This is a genomic window from Nocardioides abyssi, assembly GCF_030412915.1.
GTDB lineage: Bacteria > Actinomycetota > Actinomycetes > Propionibacteriales > Nocardioidaceae > Nocardioides > Nocardioides abyssi.
Genome location: NZ_JAUHJR010000002.1, coordinates 655702 through 672569, shown reverse-complemented (window position 1 = coordinate 672569; position 16868 = coordinate 655702). Strand labels below are relative to the sequence as shown.

The window sequence follows — 16868 nt, the reverse complement described above, 5'->3', positions numbered from 1 at the left end:
GCGTGTCGCGCTCGGAGCACCCCAGGAACGTCCCCCGGGGCCGCCCGAGGACCCGTCACAGGATGTCGTGCACGAACTCCCCGAGCTGGGTCAGGTTGCGGCACTCGACCATCGGCACGACGGCCCCGTAGCGCGACGCGGCGGAGTCGCCGTTGTCCCAGTGGCGGCGGTGCTCGGGGTTGAGCCACCACGCGTGCCGGATGCCGCCGACGAGCTCGGCGAGGGTGTCCAGGGCCAGGTCGGAGTAGTTGGAGCGGGCGTCGCCGAGGACCAGCAGCGACGACTTCGGGCCGAGGGCGTCGGCGTGGTTCTCGGCCAGCTTGGTGATCGCCCGGCCGTAGTTGGTCCGCCCCCACAGCGCCGCGTGGGAGGTGCTCGCCGCGAGGTCGGCCATCACGTCGACGACGTCGGCGCCGGGCTTGAAGTGGTGGGTGACCTCGTGGACGTGGTCGATGAAGGTGAACGCACGGACCTTCTGGAACTGGTCACGCAGCGCGAAGACCAGCAGCAGCGTGAACTGCGCGAAGTTCGCCACCGACCCGCTGACGTCGCACAGCACCACGAGCTCGGTGCGGTGCGGCCGCTTCGGCTTGTGGTGGGTGGTGAGCGGTACGCCGCCGGTGGAGATCGACGCGCGCACGGTGCGGCGGAAGTCCAGCGGGCCGCGTCGTCGGGCGTGCTGCTCCTTGGTGAGGCGGGTCGCCAGCCGCCGCGCGAGCGGGTAGATCTCGCGGCGCATCTCCTCCAGGTCGGTGCGGCGGGCCGAGAGGAAGTCGAGCCGGTCGATGCTGGGCCGCAGCGCCACGTTGGCGACGTGCTCGGGCCCCTTCTCCTCGGCGATCCGCCGGCGGGCGTCGTCCTCGACCCGGCGGGTGAACGCGTCGACCCGGCGCCCCGCGGTGCGCGCGGCCTCCTCGTCGGTGCGGCCCTCGGCGAGCAGCCCCGCCACGAGCTGGTCGGTCAGCTCGGCGGGCGAGACCCGCTGCAGCGCGGTGTACGCCGACCAGCTGGACAGCCCCGGACCGCGCCCCGGCATCGCGCCGAACCGCGCGACCATCTCGGCCGCGAGGTCGCCCAGCGCCTGCTGGTCGTCGGCGCCCAGCGCCTCGGCCAGCCGCTCGCGGAAGTCCCGCAGCGCGGCCGCGCCGTCGCGCACCGAGAACCGCTCGCCCGCGGCGTCCGGACCGGTGGCTCCGTCCTCGGCGTCGTCGGCCCCGTCGCCGCCGGTCCCCGCGGCGCCCACCCCCGAGCCGACCATCCGCGGGAACCACAGGTCGAAGAGCGCGTCGAAGGTGGGCCGCTGCGACTGCTTCTTGACCAGCGTGGCGGCGTACGCGGCCTGGACGGTCTGTCGGCTGCCCCACTGCACCGCCGACAGCGCGGCGACCGCGTCGAGGTCCTCGGCGAGGGAGACCGACAGGCCGGCCGCGCGCAGCGCCTCGAGGAACGCGATGTGCCGGTCGAGCAGGCCGCTCCCGCTCCGCTGCTCGCCCGGCTCGTCGACGTCGCCCACCCGGTAGTTCACCGGCGCAGCCGCAGCTCGCGGACGGCGCGGTCGTGGTCGGAGGCGTGCTTGAGGACGACGCCGAGGGTGTCGGCGATCGCCTTGTCGTCGAGGTCGCCGATCTCGAGCGCGATGAGCGTGCGCGCCCAGTCGACCGACTCCGCGATCGAGGGCGCCTTCTTCAGCTCCAGCTCGCGCAGCCGGGCGACGGTGGTGACCAGCTGGCCGGCGACGCGCTCGTCGAGGTCCGGCACCTGGCTGGAGACGATCTCGCGCTCGCGCTCGGCGTCGGGGTAGTCCAGGTGCAGGTAGAGGCAGCGGCGCTTGACCGCCTCCGACAGCTCGCGGGTCGCGTTGGAGGTCAGCACGACGAAGGGCCGGCGCACGGCGCTGACGGTGCCGAGCTCGGGGATGGTGACCTGGAAGTCCGAGAGCACCTCGAGCAGCAGGCCCTCCACCTCGACGTCGGTCTTGTCGACCTCGTCGATGAGCAGGACCGTCGGCTCCTCCCGGCGGATGGCGGTCAGCAGCGGACGAGTCAGCAGGAACTCGTCGGTGAAGATGTCGTCGTGGGTCTCGTCCCACGACGACGCGTCGCCGGTCGCCTGCGTGGCCTGGATGCGGAGCAGCTGCTTCTTGTAGTTCCACTCGTAGAGCGCCCGGGCCTCGTCGAGCCCCTCGTAGCACTGCAGCCGCACCAGCTCGGCGCCGCTCGCGCGGGCGACCGCCTTGGCCAGCTCGGTCTTGCCGACGCCGGCCGGGCCCTCGACGAGCAGCGGCTTCTCCAGCGCACCGGCGAGGTACGCCGTCGTGGCGGTCGCCGGGTCGGCGAGGTAGCCGGTCGCCGCCAGCCGCTCGGTCGCGTCGTCGGGCGAGGAGAACCAGTCGGCGGTCGTCATGGCCCCATCCTCACCCATCGGTCCCCGGCGCGGCCGGTCCAGAGATCTCGCTCACGTGGGCGGGCCCGGGCGTGACCGGCCCCGGGGCGGGTCGTTGTCCCCGGCGTACCCATCCGATCCACCGGCAGCGGGAGTCCGCGATGCGACCGACCAGCAGGCGAGCCCCGTCCCGGGCGCAGCTGCCCTCGGTGCTGCTCGCGGTCAAGGCCGCCGTGCTCGGGGCGGTGCTCGCGCTGACGGTGACCACCGGCGTCAACGCCGCCGGGACGACCGCCGCGCCCGACGCCCGGCCGCCGGTCCTCACGATGGACCCCTCCGCGCAGGTGGTGCAGCAGGTGATGAGCCAGCACAACTGCTCGCCCACCGGCTTCGCCCCCGGCACCCAGCCGGACTCCGCTCTGGTCCGCACCACCCGCGGCCACCTGCGCGTGGTCACCTTCGACCGCGGGTGGGACGTCTTCACCGGCCGCCGCCCCGGCCTCCTCGTCGCGGTCTGCCTCGGCCGACCCTGACTTCGCGGCCCGTTTGTCCGCCTCGTGCTGCTGGGCGTGCGCCCCGGCGCACGCTGGGCAGCACGAGGCCGGAACCGGAGCCCTCAGGGCAGGCGGGTCAGGCGGGCGGGTCAGGCGGGGTGGTTCAGGCCGGGTGGGCGGTGGCGGCGTGCCGCTTCGCGAGGTCGGCGTAGTAGGGCGCGTTGGTGTCGACCCAGAACTGCGAGGACGTGCCCTCGATCGGCTTGACCGCCTTGCAGGGGGTGCCGGTCGCCACGACGCCCGGCGGGATCTCGGTGCCGGGGGTGACGACCGAGCCGGCGGCGACGAGGGTGCCGGCGCCGATCGTCGCGCCGTCCAGCAGCGTCGACCCGTTGCCGACCAGGGCACGCTCGCCGACCTCGGTGCAGTGCACGACGCAGCCGTGGCCGACGGTGGCGTCCGGCCCGACGGTCAGCACCTGGTCCGGGCCCGCGTGCAGCACGCTGTTGTCCTGGATGTTGGTGCCCGACCGCACCACGATCCGGCACACGTCGCCGCGGAGCACGGCGCCGTACCAGACGCTCGCACCGGCCTCGATCGTCACGTCGCCGATGAGCGTCGCGGTCGGTGCGATCCAGGCGTCGGGGTGGACGTCGGGGCGCTTGCCCTCGAACTCGAAGAGGTTCACGGGCGCCATTCCACACTGCCCGGGAGTCGGCGGACGACCGGGGTTCGGCCTGTGGTCGGACGGGCAGGATGCCGCGCGTGCGACGACTCCGAACCGCCCTCGGCGTCCTGCTGCTCGCCCTGCCGACCGCGTGCGGCGAGGAGACCGGAGGCGCCGGGGACGCGGCGTACGACCCCGACGACGACTCCAGCACCTACGACTCGCCCCGCTCCGAGGACGTCTTCGACAGCGGCGCCGGCCCCTACGAGGCGACGCTGACGCTGGCCGACGGCCGCACCGTGCGGATGTGGTACGCCGAGGCCGGCGACCGGCTCATGGAGCAGCACCGCGCCGCCGACGGCGGACGCTGGACCCCGCCGCAGGTCGTCTCCGAGCCCGGCGACGAGGACCCCTGCCAGGGCATCGAGCTCGTCGAGGACGAGGGGCTGGTCGCGGTCATCGCCGACCTCGGCAGCTACTGCTACGACGGCGAGCCGCCGATGTCGTCCATCGCTGCGGTCGGCGCCGGGGACCTGACCGAGTGGGACGTCCACGTCACCCGCGGCTTCGACGGGTGGACCGAGGTCGAGCCGACCGGCGGCAGGTTCCAGTGGTCCGGCGGCGGCGCGGAGCTCACCTGGTCGGTCGCCGACGGGTTCTCCCGCCCCTCGGACTGAGGCTCACGCCCCGGCGCCCGCCCCAGCGCCCGCCCCGACGTACGCCGCGAGGTGCTGGCCGGTGAGCGTCGAGCGGTCGGCGACCAGGTCGGCCGGGGTCCCCTCGAAGACCACCCGCCCGCCGTCGTGGCCGGCCCCCGGGCCGAGGTCGATGATCCAGTCGGCATGGGCCATCACGGCCTGGTGGTGCTCGATGACGATGACGGACCTGCCGGCGTCCACGAGCCGGTCGAGCAGGCCGAGCAGCTGCTCGACGTCGGCGAGGTGGAGGCCGGTCGTCGGCTCGTCCAGCACGTAGACCTCGCCCTTGTCGGCCATCTGCGCGGCCAGCTTGAGCCGCTGCCGCTCGCCCCCGGACAGGGTCGTGAGCGGCTGGCCGAGGGTGAGGTAGCCCAGGCCGACGTCGGCGAGCCGGGCCAGCACCTTGTGGGCCGCCGGCACCTTGGCCTCGCCGTCGGCGAAGAACGCCTCGGCCTCGGCCACCGACATCCCCAGCACCTCGCTGATGTCGCGGCCGCCGAGCTTGTGCTCGAGGACGGCCGGCTGGAACCGCTTGCCGTCGCAGTCCTCGCAGGTCGTCGCCACCCCCGCCATCGTCGCGAGGTCGGTGAAGATGACGCCCGCCCCGTTGCAGGTCGGGCAGGCGCCCTCGGAGTTGGCGCTGAAGAGCGCCGGCTTGACCCCGTTGGCCTTGGCGAAGGCCTTGCGGATCGGCTCGAGCAGACCGGTGTACGTCGCCGGGTTGCTGCGCCGGGAGCCCTTGATGCCGCTCTGGTCGATGGCCACCACACCCTCGCGGCCCGCGACCGAGCCGTGAACAAGGGAGCTCTTGCCCGACCCGGCCACGCCGGTGACGACGACCAGCACGCCGAGCGGCACGTCGACGTCGACGCCGACCAGGTTGTGGGTGCTCGCGCCACGCACCTCCAGCGCGCCGGACGGCGTACGCACCTGCTCCTTGAGCGCGGCGCGGTCGTCGAGGTGCCGGCCGGTCAGCGTGCCGCTGGTCCGCAGCCCGTCGAGCGTGCCCTCGAAGACGATCTCCCCGCCCTCGGTGCCCGCGCGCGGACCGAGGTCGACGACGTGGTCGGCGATCGCCATGGTCTCGGGCTTGTGCTCGACGACGAGGACGGTGTTGCCCTTGTCGCGCAGCTGGAGGAGCAGCTCGTTCATCCGCTGGATGTCGTGCGCGTGGAGGCCGACGGTCGGCTCGTCGAAGACGTAGGTGACGTCGGTGAGCGAGGAGCCGAGGTGGCGGATCATCTTCACGCGCTGGGCCTCGCCGCCCGACAGCGTGCCGGAGGGGCGGTCGAGCGAGAGGTAGCCCAGCCCGATCGCCGCGAACGAGTCGAGGGTGTGGCGCAGGCTCTGCAGCAGCGGCGCCACCGACGGCTCGTCGAGGTCGCGCACCCACGCGGCGAGGTCGCTGATCTGCATCGCGCACAGGTCGGCGATGTTGCGCCCGCGGATGCGGGAGGAGCGGGCCTCGGGCGCGAGCCGGGTGCCGTCGCAGTCGGGGCAGGTGGCGAAGGTGACCGCGCGCTCGACGAAGGCCCGCACGTGCGGCTGCATCGCCTCGACGTCCTTGACCAGGAAGGACTTGTGGATCGAGGGGATGAGCCCGAGGTAGGTCAGGTTGATCCCGTCGACCTTGATCTTGGTGGCCTCCTTGTGGAGGAGGTCGTCGAGCTCGCGCTTGCCGTAGTCCTTGATGGGCTTGTCGGGGTCGAAGAAGCCGCAGCCGCGGAAGATCCGGCCCTGCCAGCCGTCCATGCTCCAGCCGGGGATCGTCAGCGCGCCCTCGTTGAGCGACTTGGTCTCGTCGTACAGCGCAGCCAGCGCGATGTCGGAGACCGCGCCCCGGCCCTCGCAGCGCGGGCACATGCCGCCGAGCCGGTTGAACGTGGCCTTCTCGGTCTTGCTGCGCCCGCCCTTCTCGACGGTGATCGCGCCGGCCGCGCGGACCGAGGGGACGTTGAAGGAGTAGGCGTTCGGCGGGCCGATGTGGGGGTCGCCGAGCCGGCTGAAGAGGATCCGCAGCATCGCGTTGGCGTCGGTGACCGTGCCGACCGTCGAGCGCGGGTTGGCGCCGAGCCGCTCCTGGTCGACGATGATCGCGGTGGTCAGCCCGTCGAGGAGGTCGACCTCCGGACGGGCCAGCGTCGGCATGAAGCCCTGGACGAACGCGCTGTAGGTCTCGTTGATCAGCCGCTGCGACTCCGCGGCGACCGTGCCGAAGACCAGCGAGCTCTTGCCCGACCCGGACACCCCGGTGAAGACCGTCAGCCGCCGCTTGGGGATGTCGACGCTCACGTCGCGCAGGTTGTTGACGCGCGCGCCGCGCACCCGGATCAGGTCGTGGGTGTCGGCGGGGTGCGCCCCGGCCGGCGTGGTGGTCTCGGTCATGGCTCTCCGTCCTCCGTCGGGCGGGGCCAGCATGCCGGACCCCGCCGACAGCGACCACCGCCCTGCTGCTGCTCGGGGTGCTGACCGGCCGGGCGGCCCGGGCTCATCGGTCGGGTCAGGAACCGGCGGCGACCCGCTCGGCGAGGCGGACGGCGGCGGTGAGCACCAGGTCGGCGGTCTCGGGGTCGGTCACGGCCCGCTCGGGGACCAGCCCGCCGAGGAGCGCGGCGGGCTGGGTCAGCCAGGCCCAGGCGCGCCAGGGGTCCATCCGCGCGGCGAGCAGCGGCTCGAGGACCGGCGCGAGGTCGGGGCGCAGCTCGCCCTCCGCGGTGAGCTGGAACGCCGGCACCACGCTGCGCTCGTCGACCGGCACCACCAGCAGGCGGTGGGTGGAGGCGGCCTTGTGCACCGCGAACCGGGTCGCGTCGACCGACGCGCCGCGGACCTCCGCCAGCGCTGCGTAGTCGAACCACGGGGTCGCCAGCAGCTCGACCCGCAGCCGTGCGTGCCGCCGCAGCACCACCAGCGCGACCGGGACGGCGTGCTCGGGCTCGGAGCCCTCGTTGCGCAGCAGCCGCTCGACGTCCTGGAGCTGGGCGAGCGAGAGGTCCTGGCCGGTGCCGGGGTCGATCCACCGGGCCCGGGCGCCGCTGCCGCCGTCGCGGCGGAACGTCGGCAGCCCGGCCTCGGTCAGGTGGCCCTCCAGCCCCAGCGACTCGATCCAGGTCGCCAGCTCCTCGCCGAGCGCGGCCCGCTGCTCCTCCGTCACGGTCCCAGCCTGCCGCATCGGGGCGGGTCAGCCGCAGTCGCCGACCTCGAACGAGCGGCACCGGTCGGCCCGCGCTCCGCCGATCACCCGGTCGGTCCCCGCCCCGCCCCGCAGCACGTCAGCGCCCGACGAGGCGGTGACCCGGTCCCACCCGCCGCCGAGCCGGGCGTCCAGCGGACCGGTCGCCTGGCCGGCGTCGACCACGTCGCGCGCCGCCGTCCCGCGGTAGGTCCACCCGGCGCCGTACCAGAGCTCGAGCACCTCGACCCCGGCGTACGCCGCCGTGCCGGCCGCCGTCGCGACCGTGCCGCGCCGCGCGTCCACCGCCACCCGGCGGGCCTGCTCGCCCCGGCCGCCGAACAGGCGCAGGGCGTCGCTCCCCTCCCCGGCGTCGAGCCGCCACCCGCGGGCCGCCCGGACGTCGGCGAAGTCGTCGCCGCCGCCGAGGTCGACCACGACCGGCTCCGCACCCAGCGCCCGGACGTAGTCGGTGCCGTCGGTGCCGGTCACCCGGTCGCGCCCGCCGTGGCTCACGACCGTGTCGTAGCCGCCGAGGACCGTCGGGCCCAGGACGACCACGTCGTCGCCGTCGCGGTCCGGTGCGCCGTCCGGGTCGAGCCGGACCCGGTCCATGCCCGCCCCCGCCTGCACCGTGTCGGAGCCTGCGCCGGGCTCGAGGAGGTCGTCGCCGTCGGTGCCGACCACCGTGTCGTCGTGCGGGGAGCCCTCGAACGTCACCGGCTGGCCGGCGACCACCAGCCGGTCGGCGCCCTCCCCGGTCACCGTCGCGGCGGGCAGGTCGATGCGCACCGGCGTCGCGGAGCCGGCGTACGTCACCCGGTCGGGGACCGCCGCGCCGTCGCCGTCGAGGTCGGCGCCCGGGTCGAGCAGGTCGTCGCCCGGCCCGCCGGCGAGGGTGTCGCCGAAGGTGTCGATCGTGCGCGTGCGCTCCTCGCGGTCCTGTCCGCCGTGGAGCGCGTCGTCGCCGAGGCCGCCCTCGAGCCGGTCGGCACCCTCCCCGCCGCACAGGACGTCGTCCCCGCCGCGCCCGAGCAGCACGTCGTCACCCCCGAGCCCGACGACCACGTCCGGGCCGGGCGTCGCCCGGATCGTGTCGTCGGCGGGCGTGCCGACGATCGTCGCCTCCAGGCCCCGGCAGGTGGGCGGTGCGTCGGCGGCGACGGTCGGGCTCGCGGCCAGCGTGGCGGCGAGCAGCGTCAGCGGGAGGAGGGCACGAACGGTTCGCATGCCTGGTGCGACGCCGGGCGGGCCCGGCTGGTTCGCGGGTCCGTCAGGCGTAGCGGTGGTTCTTCTCCGCGTGGCCAGCCGGGCGGGTGCAGGTCCGCCCGCTGATCGCGCGGTGGCCGCAGGCCGACTCGGCCGGCGGCGTGCTCCCGCTGTCCGCGGTCGGCGCCGCGGCGGGCGCGCGGCGCGGGGCAGCCTTCCGGGCGGCCGGAGCGCTGCCGCTGGCCCGGCCGGGGCTGGTGCTCGGGCTCGTGCTCGGGCTGGTCCTGGTGCTGGTGCTGGGGGCGGCGGTGCGGGCCGCCTTGTCCTGCTCGTAGCGGGCCTCGCGCAGCGCGCGCAGGTTGTCCATCTTGCTCATCGGCGATCCACGGGACGGACCCTACGCGTCGCCACCCCCAGACCCCGGACGGGCCGCACGAGGACCACGCACGACCGCCCCCGGGAACGACCGAGCCCCGACCGGCGTGCCGGTCGGGGCTCAGGTGGTGCTGGCGGTGGCGGTGGGATTTGAACCCACGGTGGGTTTGACCCCACACATCATTTCGAGTGATGCACCTTCGGCCGCTCGGACACGCCACCGCGGAGGAATGTACCGGAGCGCCGACGGGCCGACGAAATCAGGCGGGGCCGGGCTCGCGGTGGGTGCGGAAGAACTCCTCGAGCAGCCCGGCCGACTCCTCGGCCAGCACGCCGCCGACGACCTCGGGGCGGTGGTTGAGCCGACGGTCGCGGACGACGTCCCACAGGCTGCCGACGGCGCCGGCCTTCGGGTCCCAGGCACCGAGGACGACCCGCTCGACCCGGGCGAGGACGGCGGCGCCGGCGCACATGGTGCACGGCTCGAGGGTGACGACGAGGGTGTGCCCGTCGAGGCGCCACTCGCCCCGGGCGCGGGCGGCCCCGCGGAGCGCGACGACCTCGGCGTGGCCGGTGGGGTCGGCGTACGCCTCGCGGACGTTGCGGCCGGTGCCGACGACCGCGCCGTCCGGGTCGAGGACGACGGCGCCGATCGGGACGTCGCCGGTGGCGAGCGCGGCGCGCGCCTCGGCTAGGGCGGCGAGCATGGGCTCCCGCCAGTCGTGGGGTCCGCTCACGCCGAGGTGAGCCCCACGGCGTCGTCGAAGAGCTCGCCGAACCCCAGCCGCCGGGCCACCTCGGAGAGGACCTCGTCGGGGTAGGAGTCCGGGTCGTCGATGAGGGCGCCGAGGTCCATCGCCGGCATGCCGAGGTCGCCGAGCAGGTCCAGGTCGCCGGCCGGGACCTGGTCGTCGTCGTCCTCGGGCATCGGCAGGTGGAGGAAGTCCAGGGCCGAGGCCGCCAGCTCCCACTCGTCGGCGGCGGTGATGTCGGAGAGCAGCACGCGGGTGCTCGGACCGGCGACGCGGACGACGAGGAAGAAGTCCTCGTCCATCGCGACCATCCCGACCGCGCCGGCGTCCCCCGGCAGCCGCCGCAGCCCGCCGGCCAGGGCGGTGACGTCGTCGAGGTGGTCGTGGACGAGCTCCGCGACCGTCCAGGCACCGCCCTCGCGGTACGCCGCCACGGCGAAGTCGACGTCGTCGAGCCGTTCGGCCATCTCGTCCTCCTGCGCCGGTGGGGACTGCGGGCGCCCCCGCGGACCAACCAGCGTGGCAGACCTCCGCCGCGGGGCCAACCCCCTTCGGCCGGGCCGCTGCCGCGACGACCTCTAGAGTGCGCCTCATGCGCACCCACGTCGTGGACCACCCGCTCGTCGCCCACAAGCTGACCGTCCTCCGCGACAAGAGCACCGACTCGCCGACGTTCCGCCACCTCGCGGACGAGCTGGTGACCCTGCTCGCCTACGAGGCGACGCGGGACGTGCGCGTGACGGACTACGAGATCGAGACCCCCGTCTCCCCCACCACCGGCGTCGCGCTGGCCTCGCCGAAGCCGCTGGTCGTGCCGATCCTCCGCGCCGGCCTGGGCATGCTCGACGGGATGATGCGGCTGCTGCCGACCGCCGAGGTCGGCTTCGTCGGCATGGTCCGCAACGAGGACACGCTGCAGGCTTCGACGTACGCCGAGCGGCTGCCCGCGGACCTCTCGGGCCGCCAGTGCTACGTGCTCGACCCGATGCTGGCCACCGGCGGCACCCTCGCGGCGGCGATCAAGTTCCTCACCGACCGCGGCGCCGACCACATCACCGCGATCTGCCTGCTGGCCGCGCCCGAGGGCTGCGCGCGGCTCGAGCGCGACCTCGAGGGTCTCGACGTGCCCGTCACGATCGTCACCGCCGCCCTCGACGAGCGGCTCAACGACAAGGGCTACATCGTGCCGGGCCTCGGTGACGCCGGCGACCGGCTGTACGGCGTCGCCGGCTGAGCTGGTCCGGCTGGCCCCGGATCTCGCCGGGCGGGTCTGGGGAGCCGTCTCCGGGCGGGTCTCGGGGCGCCACTCCGCGGCCATCTCTCCCGCTTCCCGGCCGATGCAGTGGCCGCGGAGCGGGAACATCCCAAGTTAACCTGGGATGCTCGCACCCCCGGAGGCCCGATCTCGGCGACCCCGGACGGGCGGGACGAGCGAACGCTCAGAGGGCCTTGACGGCGGCGAGCAGCTTGGCGAGCGACTCCTTGGCGTCGCCGAAGAGCAGGGTGGTGCGGGGGTCGAAGAGCAGCTCGTTCTCGATGCCGGCGAAGCCGGGGCGCATCGACCGCTTGAGGAAGACCACCTGCCGGGCCTGGTCGACGTCGAGGATCGGCATGCCGTAGATCGGGGCCGAGGGGGTCGTGCGCGCGGCCGGGTTGACCACGTCGTTGGCGCCGACTACCAGCACGACGTCGGTGTGCGGCAGCTCGGGGTTGATGTCGTCCATCTCGACCAGCTGCTCGTAGGGCACCTGCGCCTCGGCGAGCAGCACGTTCATGTGGCCGGGCATCCGGCCGGCCACCGGGTGGATCGCGTAGTCGACCCGCGCTCCGCGGGCGGCCAGCACCTCGACGAGCTCGCGCAGCGTGTGCTGGGCCTGGGCGACCGCGAGCCCGTAGCCGGGCACGACGACCACGCGCTCGGCGTACCCCAGCAGGATCGCGACGTCCTCCGGTCCGGCGCTGCGGACCGGCCGGTCGGAGGCCTCCCCGGCGCCGAGCGTGGACCCGCCGCGCAGCGCGCCGAAGAGGATGCTGGCGACCGAGCGGCCCATCGCCCGCGCCATGAGCAGCGTCAGGAACGTGCCGGACGCGCCGACCAGGGTGCCGGCGACGAGCAGCACGATGTTGCCGAGCACGTAGCCGCCGGCGGCGACCGTGAGGCCGGTGAGGGCGTTGAGCAGCGAGATGACGATGGGTACGTCGGCGCCGCCGACCGGCAGCACGAGCAGCACGCCCACCGCCAGCCCGACGAGGGCCAGCCCGACCGCCCAGCCGACCGCGACCTCGGCGACGACCAGCCCGGCGAGCACCAGCGTCGCCAGGAGCAGCGCACCGAACAGCACCGGCAGGCCCGGGAACACCACCGGCCGCGAGGTCATCAGCTCCTGCAGCTTGGCGAACGTGACGACCGAGCCCGCGAACGACACCGCGCCCACGGCCACCGTGAACGCCGTCGCCCCCACGTCGAAGGCCGGGGTCGCGTCGCCGAGGTGGCCGAGCTCCAGCAGCGCGACCAGCGCCGCGGCGCCGCCGCCGACCCCGTTGAAGAGCGCGACGAGCTGCGGCATCTGGGTCATCTGCACCCGCTGCGCCCCGACGGCGCCGACGACGCCGCCCACCGCGATGGCGACCAGGATCAGCGCGACGTGGTCGAGGTCGAGGTAGGTGAACGGCACGGCCACCGCGACCACCGCCGCCGCGGCACCGACGAGGTTGCCGCCCCGCGCGGTGCGCGGGCCGGCCAGGCCCTTGAGCGCGAGGATGAAGCAGACCGCGCAGGCGAGGTAGACCAGCTGCACCCAGGTGGGGGCGAGGGTGGGGGTCACGAGCCGTCACCCCGCGGGCGGCGGGCTGGCTTGCGGGAGAACATCTGGAGCATCCGGTCGGTCACCACGAAGCCGCCGACCATGTTGACGGTCGCCAGCACGGTGGCGACCAGCCCGACGACGAGGGTGAGCGTGGAGTCGGCGGTGCCGGTGACCAGCACCGCGCCGAGCAGGATGATCCCGTGGATCGCGTTCGCGCCGGACATGAGCGGCGTGTGCAGCGTCGAGGAGACCTTGGAGATCACCTCCACGCCGACGAAGACCGACAGCACGAAGACCGTCAGCCAGACCACGGCCTCGCTCATCGGACCCCCTCCAGCAGCTCGCGGGTCGGCGCGTGCCGCACGACCCCGTCGTGGGTGACGCAGCAGGCGTCGAGCACCTCGTCGTCGAGGTCCGGCTCGAGGGTGCCGTCGGCGGTGAGCAGCTGGACCAGGCTCACGACGTTCTGCGCGTAGAGCCGCGACGCCGGCCCGGGCATCTGCGCCGGCACGTTGCGCCCGCCCCAGACCTGCGCGCGCCCGAGGCGCACCACCTCGCCGGGCACCGACCCCTCGACGTTGCCGCCGCTGTCGGCCGCCAGGTCGACCACCACCGAGCCCGGCCGCATCGCCTCGACCATCGCCGCGGTCACCAGCACCGGCGCGGTGCGCCCGGGCACTGCGGCGGTGGTGATCAGGCCGTCGGCCGCCGCGACGTACGGCGCCAGCAGCTCGCGCTGCAGCGCCGACCGCTCCTCCGACATCTCCCGGGCGTAGCCGCCCGCGCCGTCGAGCGTCGGCAGGTCCAGCTCGATCGCCTGCGCGCCCATCGACCGGATCTCCTCGGCGGCCGCGGCCCGCACGTCGTAGGCCTTGACCACGGCGCCGAGCCGCCGGGCCGTCGCGATCGCCTGCAGCCCGGCCACGCCCGCGCCGAGCACCACCACCTGGGCCGGCGGCACCGTGCCGGCGGCGGTCATGTTGAGCGGGAAGAACCGGCGCAGCAGGCCCGCGCACACCACCGCGCAGCGGTAGCCCGAGACCAGCGACTGCGACGACAGCGCGTCCATCGACTGCGCCCGCGAGATCCGCGGCACCAGCTCCATCGCGTACGCCGTGACGCCGATGTCGCGCAGGTCCGCCACCAGCGCCAGCTCCTGGCCGGGTGCGAGGAACGAGACCGTCGCCGCTCCCCGCCGCAGCCGGCGGGCGGTCGCCACGTCGATCGGCTGGACCGCGAGCACCAGGTCGGCCTCCTCGACGGCCCGCTCGTCGAGGGCGGCCCCTGCGGCGGCGTACTCCTCGTCGGCGTGGAGCGCGCCGCGGCCCGCACCCGGCTCGACGAGGACATCGTGGCCGGCGGCGACCAGGGCGGGCACGAGGTCGGGCACGAGCGCGACCCGCGTCTCGCCCTCCCGCGTCTCGCGGACCACCGCGATCCTCACGTGACCTGCCTCACGTGGGGCAACCTAGCCCAGGCCGGCCCCCGCGAGCGGGAGCTCGGCGACCGGTTCGTGCCGCGGGCGTCGGCGCGGCCCCTCGCCGAGGTACGACGCGACGAGCGTGACCCGGTCTGCAGTCCACGTCGGGCCGGCGTAGGCGTCGAGCAACCGCACCCAGCGCGTCGCCTCCGTCGGCCGGCCGAGCCGAGCCACGGTCAGGTGCGGCCGGAACCGCTGCCCGTCCACCGCGACCCCGCTGCGCGACGCCGCCGCCCGGCACCCGGCCGCCAGCCGGTCCAGCTCGACCGCGCCCGCCTCGTCGGCGACCAGCCCCGCCCACAGCACCCGCGCCCGCGCGACGTCGGGGAACGCGCCGCCACCGGCCACCCGCACCCCGAAGGGCGTACGCCGCCGCGCAGCCGTCCCCAGCCGCTCGACCAGCTCGTCGAGCGACCGGTCCGCGACGTCGGCGTAGAAGGCCAGCGTCAGGTGGAGCTGCTCGGCCGTGGCCCAGCGGAACGCGCCCTCCCCACGACGCGGCGCGAGGAACTCGTCGAGGTGCTCGACGGCCTCCTCCGGCGGCACGAGGGCGGCGAACAGGCGCACGCCCCGACCCTAGCCACGGGGCCGGGCCCGGCACCCGGACCGGCGCGCGCCGCGGCGTACGTTGGGGGCGTGAGCGAGGGGGCCTGGGACGAGACCGTGCGGCGGTTCCTGCTCGAGCACCGCTTCGGCATGGACGAGGTCGTCACCAAGCTGTCGATCCTGCGCGACGAGTTCGCCCACCTGCACGACTACAACCCCATCGAGTCGGTCAGCTCGCGGCTGAAGTCGCCCGAGAGCCTGCTGGAGAAGATGGAGCGGCGCGGCATCGACCTCGACGGGCCGGACCCGCTGGCGCGGGTGCGCCAGGAGATCACCGACGTCGCCGGCGTGCGCGTGACCTGCAGCTTCGTCTCCGACGTCTACCACGTCGTCGACCTGCTCATGGCCCAGCCGGACGTGACGACGCTCGAGCTGCGGGACTACATCGCCGACCCGAAGCCCAACGGCTACCGCAGCCTGCACGCGCTCGTCGAGGTGCCGGTCTTCCTCTCCGGCGGCTCGGTGCCGGTCGTGGTCGAGGTGCAGTTCCGCACGATCGCCATGGACTTCTGGGCGAGCCTGGAGCACAAGATCTACTACAAGTACCGCCGCGACGTCCCCGCCGACCTGCTCGCCGGCCTCAAGGAGGCCGCGGACACGGCGTACGCCCTCGACGCCACGATGGAGCGGTTGCACCAGGAGGTCCGCGGCCTCGATCCGCTCGACGACAGCGTCGTGGGGTCGCTCCGCGGCGCGCCCGGCTCGATGCCGGCCTCCGAGCTCATCGACTCGCTGCGTCGGCTCGGCTCGCCGCCCGACGCCTGAGCGGGCTGGTTCAGCACGTCGCCGCAGCCGTCAGCTTCATCGGGGCCCCGATGAAGCTGACGGTCCCCCGACGAAATTCCATCGGGGGACCGTGAGGTTCATCGGGTAGCCGATGAACCTCACGCCCTCCGCGGTCGCCGGGACGGGACGAGAAGGACTCAGAGGCCGAGGTCGCGGCCGATGAGCTCCTTCATGATCTCGTTGGAGCCGGCCCAGATGCGCGAGACGCGGGCGTCGCGCCAGGCGCGGGCGACGCGGTACTCGTTCATGAAGCCGTAGCCGCCGTGCAGCTGGACGCAGTGGTCGAGGATCCGGTTCTGGATCTCGGAGGTCCACAGCTTGGCCTTGGCCGCGTCGACGGGGGTCAGCTCGGCCTTGTCGTGCATCTCGACGCAGCGGTCGATGAACGCCTGGCTGACGTCGATCTGGGTGTCGATGTCGGCCATGAGGAACTTGTTGTGCTGGAAGGTGCCGACCGGGGCCCCGAAGGCGGTGCGCTCCTTGGTGTAGGCGACGGTCTCCTCGAAGATCTGCTTGGCGTGCGCGAGGTTGGAGATCGCGCAGCCGAGCCGCTCCTGCGGGAGCTTCTGCATCATGTGGATGAAGCCCATGTCGAGCTCGCCGACGATGTGGTCGTCGGAGAGGCGGACGTTCTCGAAGAACAGCTCCGCGGTGTCGGACTCGGGCTGGCCGACCTTGTCGAGCTTGCGGCCGCGGCTGAAGCCCTCGGCGGTCGCCGGGATCGCGAACAGCGTGATGCCGCGGGCCTTCTTCTCCGGGCTGGTGCGCACCGCGGTGATGACCAGGTCGGCGGAGTAGCCGTTGGTGATGAAGGTCTTCGAGCCGTTGATGACCCAGTCGTCGCCGTCGCGGACCGCGGTGGTCTTCAGCGCGGCGAGGTCGGAGCCGCCGGAGGGCTCGGTCATGCCGATGGCCAGCAGGATCTCGCCGGCCGCGACGCCGGGCAGCCAGCGCTGCTTCTGCTCCTCGGTGCCGAGCTCGACGAGGTACGGCGCGGTGATGTCGGCGTGGATGCCCCAGCACGAGCCCAGCGCGGCGTTGACCTTCGAGAGCTCCTCGGCGATCACGGCGTTGAACCGGTAGTCTCCGGCGCCCGCGCCGCCGTACTCCTCGGGGATCTCCAGACCCAGGAAGCCCTGCTTGCCGGCCTCGATCCAGAAGTCCCGCGGGATCGCCTTGGCCTCGGCGTGCTCCTCGACGTGGGGGATGACCGACCGCTCGAGGAACTCCCGGACCGAGCCGCGGAAGGCCTCGTGGTCCTCGTCGTAGATGTCGCGCTTCATGGCCCCGATCCTACTCGCGGGTAGCACACCCCGAGAGGTGAAGGGTGCCTGGCGGACCGAGTGGGTATCGGAGGCGCTCGGGGGCGCGCCCGCGCGCCCGCGGATTCGATCGATCCAAACGGGTCGGTCCACACCACACCACCGCGCGACGAAGGGC

The 16868-nt window shown here is 74.1% G+C and carries 18 protein-coding genes and 1 tRNA gene; 4 read left to right on the top strand and 15 right to left on the bottom strand.

The features are described from left to right. Positions 1-55: 55 nt before the first annotated feature. Complete coding sequence (locus tag QWY29_RS08315) at positions 56-1525, bottom strand: VWA domain-containing protein (protein WP_300960248.1); 1470 nt, start codon at positions 1523-1525, stop codon at positions 56-58. Beyond that, positions 1522-2403: an AAA family ATPase gene (locus QWY29_RS08310; protein WP_300960247.1), complete on the bottom strand. Its 882-nt coding sequence runs from the start codon at positions 2401-2403 to the stop codon at positions 1522-1524. Before QWY29_RS08310 ends, QWY29_RS08315 begins: the two co-directional genes overlap by 4 nt. Positions 2404-2543: 140 nt before the next feature. On the opposite strand from QWY29_RS08310, the gene QWY29_RS08305 reads away from it, so the two are divergent. Next, positions 2544-2915, top strand: a complete 372-nt coding sequence (locus QWY29_RS08305; RefSeq protein WP_300960246.1) for a hypothetical protein — start codon at positions 2544-2546, stop codon at positions 2913-2915. A 124-nt stretch (positions 2916-3039) separates the two neighbouring features. Here QWY29_RS08305 and QWY29_RS08300 read toward each other — a convergent pair whose 3' ends face one another. Beyond that, the gene (locus QWY29_RS08300; protein ID WP_300960245.1) at positions 3040-3564 is read right to left on the bottom strand and encodes a gamma carbonic anhydrase family protein; all 525 of its coding nucleotides are present in this window, start codon (positions 3562-3564) and stop codon (positions 3040-3042) included. Between the two features lie 77 nt (positions 3565-3641). Between QWY29_RS08300 and QWY29_RS08295 the strand changes: the two genes are divergently transcribed. Further along, a complete protein-coding gene (locus tag QWY29_RS08295) occupies positions 3642-4220 on the top strand; it encodes a hypothetical protein (protein ID WP_300960244.1) in 579 nt (192 codons plus the stop codon). A 3-nt stretch (positions 4221-4223) separates the two neighbouring features. Here the strand turns inward: QWY29_RS08295 and QWY29_RS08290 are convergent, their stop codons facing one another. From QWY29_RS08290 to QWY29_RS08260, 7 genes are all read right to left on the bottom strand, one after another. Beyond that, positions 4224-6626: an ATP-binding cassette domain-containing protein gene (locus QWY29_RS08290; protein WP_300960243.1), complete on the bottom strand. Its 2403-nt coding sequence runs from the start codon at positions 6624-6626 to the stop codon at positions 4224-4226. Positions 6627-6741: 115 nt separating this feature from the next. Further along, positions 6742-7395: a hypothetical protein gene (locus tag QWY29_RS08285; protein ID WP_300960242.1), complete on the bottom strand. Its 654-nt coding sequence runs from the start codon at positions 7393-7395 to the stop codon at positions 6742-6744. A gap of 27 nt (positions 7396-7422) precedes the next feature. Beyond that, the gene (locus QWY29_RS08280; protein ID WP_300960241.1) at positions 7423-8643 is read right to left on the bottom strand and encodes a calcium-binding protein; all 1221 of its coding nucleotides are present in this window, start codon (positions 8641-8643) and stop codon (positions 7423-7425) included. Positions 8644-8686: 43 nt separating this feature from the next. Then, the gene (locus QWY29_RS08275) at positions 8687-8998 is read right to left on the bottom strand and encodes a hypothetical protein (protein ID WP_300960240.1); all 312 of its coding nucleotides are present in this window, start codon (positions 8996-8998) and stop codon (positions 8687-8689) included. Between the two features lie 131 nt (positions 8999-9129). After that, positions 9130-9219: transfer RNA gene (locus tag QWY29_RS08270), tRNA-Ser, on the bottom strand. A 38-nt stretch (positions 9220-9257) separates the two neighbouring features. Next, complete coding sequence (locus tag QWY29_RS08265; RefSeq protein WP_300960239.1) at positions 9258-9734, bottom strand: nucleoside deaminase; 477 nt, start codon at positions 9732-9734, stop codon at positions 9258-9260. Further along, positions 9731-10216, bottom strand: coding sequence for a tRNA adenosine deaminase-associated protein (locus QWY29_RS08260; RefSeq protein ID WP_300960238.1), 486 nt, complete (start codon positions 10214-10216; stop codon positions 9731-9733). The genes QWY29_RS08265 and QWY29_RS08260 overlap by 4 nt, the downstream gene beginning before the upstream one ends. Positions 10217-10341: 125 nt before the next feature. Between QWY29_RS08260 and upp the strand changes: the two genes are divergently transcribed. After that, positions 10342-10983 carry a uracil phosphoribosyltransferase gene (gene upp / locus QWY29_RS08255; RefSeq protein ID WP_300960237.1) on the top strand — a complete coding sequence of 214 codons (642 nt, stop codon included), beginning with the start codon at positions 10342-10344 and terminating at the stop codon, positions 10981-10983. Between the two features lie 205 nt (positions 10984-11188). Here upp and QWY29_RS08250 read toward each other — a convergent pair whose 3' ends face one another. From QWY29_RS08250 to thpR, 4 genes are read right to left on the bottom strand one after another with little or no spacing between them, the layout of a single operon-like run. After that, positions 11189-12574, bottom strand: a complete 1386-nt coding sequence (locus tag QWY29_RS08250; protein ID WP_300960236.1) for an NAD(P)(+) transhydrogenase (Re/Si-specific) subunit beta — start codon at positions 12572-12574, stop codon at positions 11189-11191. Next, the gene (locus tag QWY29_RS08245) at positions 12571-12879 is read right to left on the bottom strand and encodes an NAD(P) transhydrogenase subunit alpha part 2 (RefSeq protein WP_300960235.1); all 309 of its coding nucleotides are present in this window, start codon (positions 12877-12879) and stop codon (positions 12571-12573) included. The genes QWY29_RS08250 and QWY29_RS08245 overlap by 4 nt, the downstream gene beginning before the upstream one ends. After that, positions 12876-14000, bottom strand: a complete 1125-nt coding sequence (locus QWY29_RS08240; RefSeq protein WP_300960234.1) for an NAD(P) transhydrogenase subunit alpha — start codon at positions 13998-14000, stop codon at positions 12876-12878. Before QWY29_RS08240 ends, QWY29_RS08245 begins: the two co-directional genes overlap by 4 nt. A 24-nt stretch (positions 14001-14024) precedes the next feature. Next, a complete protein-coding gene (gene thpR / locus QWY29_RS08235; protein ID WP_300960233.1) occupies positions 14025-14603 on the bottom strand; it encodes an RNA 2',3'-cyclic phosphodiesterase in 579 nt (192 codons plus the stop codon). Positions 14604-14672: 69 nt separating this feature from the next. Here thpR and QWY29_RS08230 point away from each other — a divergent pair, with 69 nt between their 5' ends. Further along, positions 14673-15407, top strand: coding sequence for a GTP pyrophosphokinase (locus QWY29_RS08230; protein ID WP_300960232.1), 735 nt, complete (start codon positions 14673-14675; stop codon positions 15405-15407). A gap of 158 nt (positions 15408-15565) precedes the next feature. Here the strand turns inward: QWY29_RS08230 and QWY29_RS08225 are convergent, their stop codons facing one another. Further along, positions 15566-16711, bottom strand: coding sequence for an acyl-CoA dehydrogenase family protein (locus QWY29_RS08225; RefSeq protein WP_300960231.1), 1146 nt, complete (start codon positions 16709-16711; stop codon positions 15566-15568). Positions 16712-16868: the final 157 nt, after the last annotated feature.

Bases quoted from the DNA above. Each gene is read 5' to 3' on its own strand.
- QWY29_RS08290 (WP_300960243.1), bottom strand. From the start codon at position 6,626: ATGACCGAGACCACCACGCCGGCCGGGGCGCACCCCGCCGACACCCAC.
- QWY29_RS08310 (WP_300960247.1), bottom strand. From the start codon at position 2,403: ATGACGACCGCCGACTGGTTCTCCTCGCCCGACGACGCGACCGAGCGG.
- QWY29_RS08225 (WP_300960231.1), bottom strand. From the start codon at position 16,711: ATGAAGCGCGACATCTACGACGAGGACCACGAGGCCTTCCGCGGCTCG.
- QWY29_RS08275 (WP_300960240.1), bottom strand. From the start codon at position 8,998: ATGAGCAAGATGGACAACCTGCGCGCGCTGCGCGAGGCCCGCTACGAG.
- upp (WP_300960237.1), top strand. From the start codon at position 10,342: ATGCGCACCCACGTCGTGGACCACCCGCTCGTCGCCCACAAGCTGACC.
- QWY29_RS08305 (WP_300960246.1), top strand. From the start codon at position 2,544: ATGCGACCGACCAGCAGGCGAGCCCCGTCCCGGGCGCAGCTGCCCTCG.
- QWY29_RS08260 (WP_300960238.1), bottom strand. From the start codon at position 10,216: ATGGCCGAACGGCTCGACGACGTCGACTTCGCCGTGGCGGCGTACCGC.
- QWY29_RS08280 (WP_300960241.1), bottom strand. From the start codon at position 8,643: ATGCGAACCGTTCGTGCCCTCCTCCCGCTGACGCTGCTCGCCGCCACG.
- QWY29_RS08245 (WP_300960235.1), bottom strand. From the start codon at position 12,879: ATGAGCGAGGCCGTGGTCTGGCTGACGGTCTTCGTGCTGTCGGTCTTC.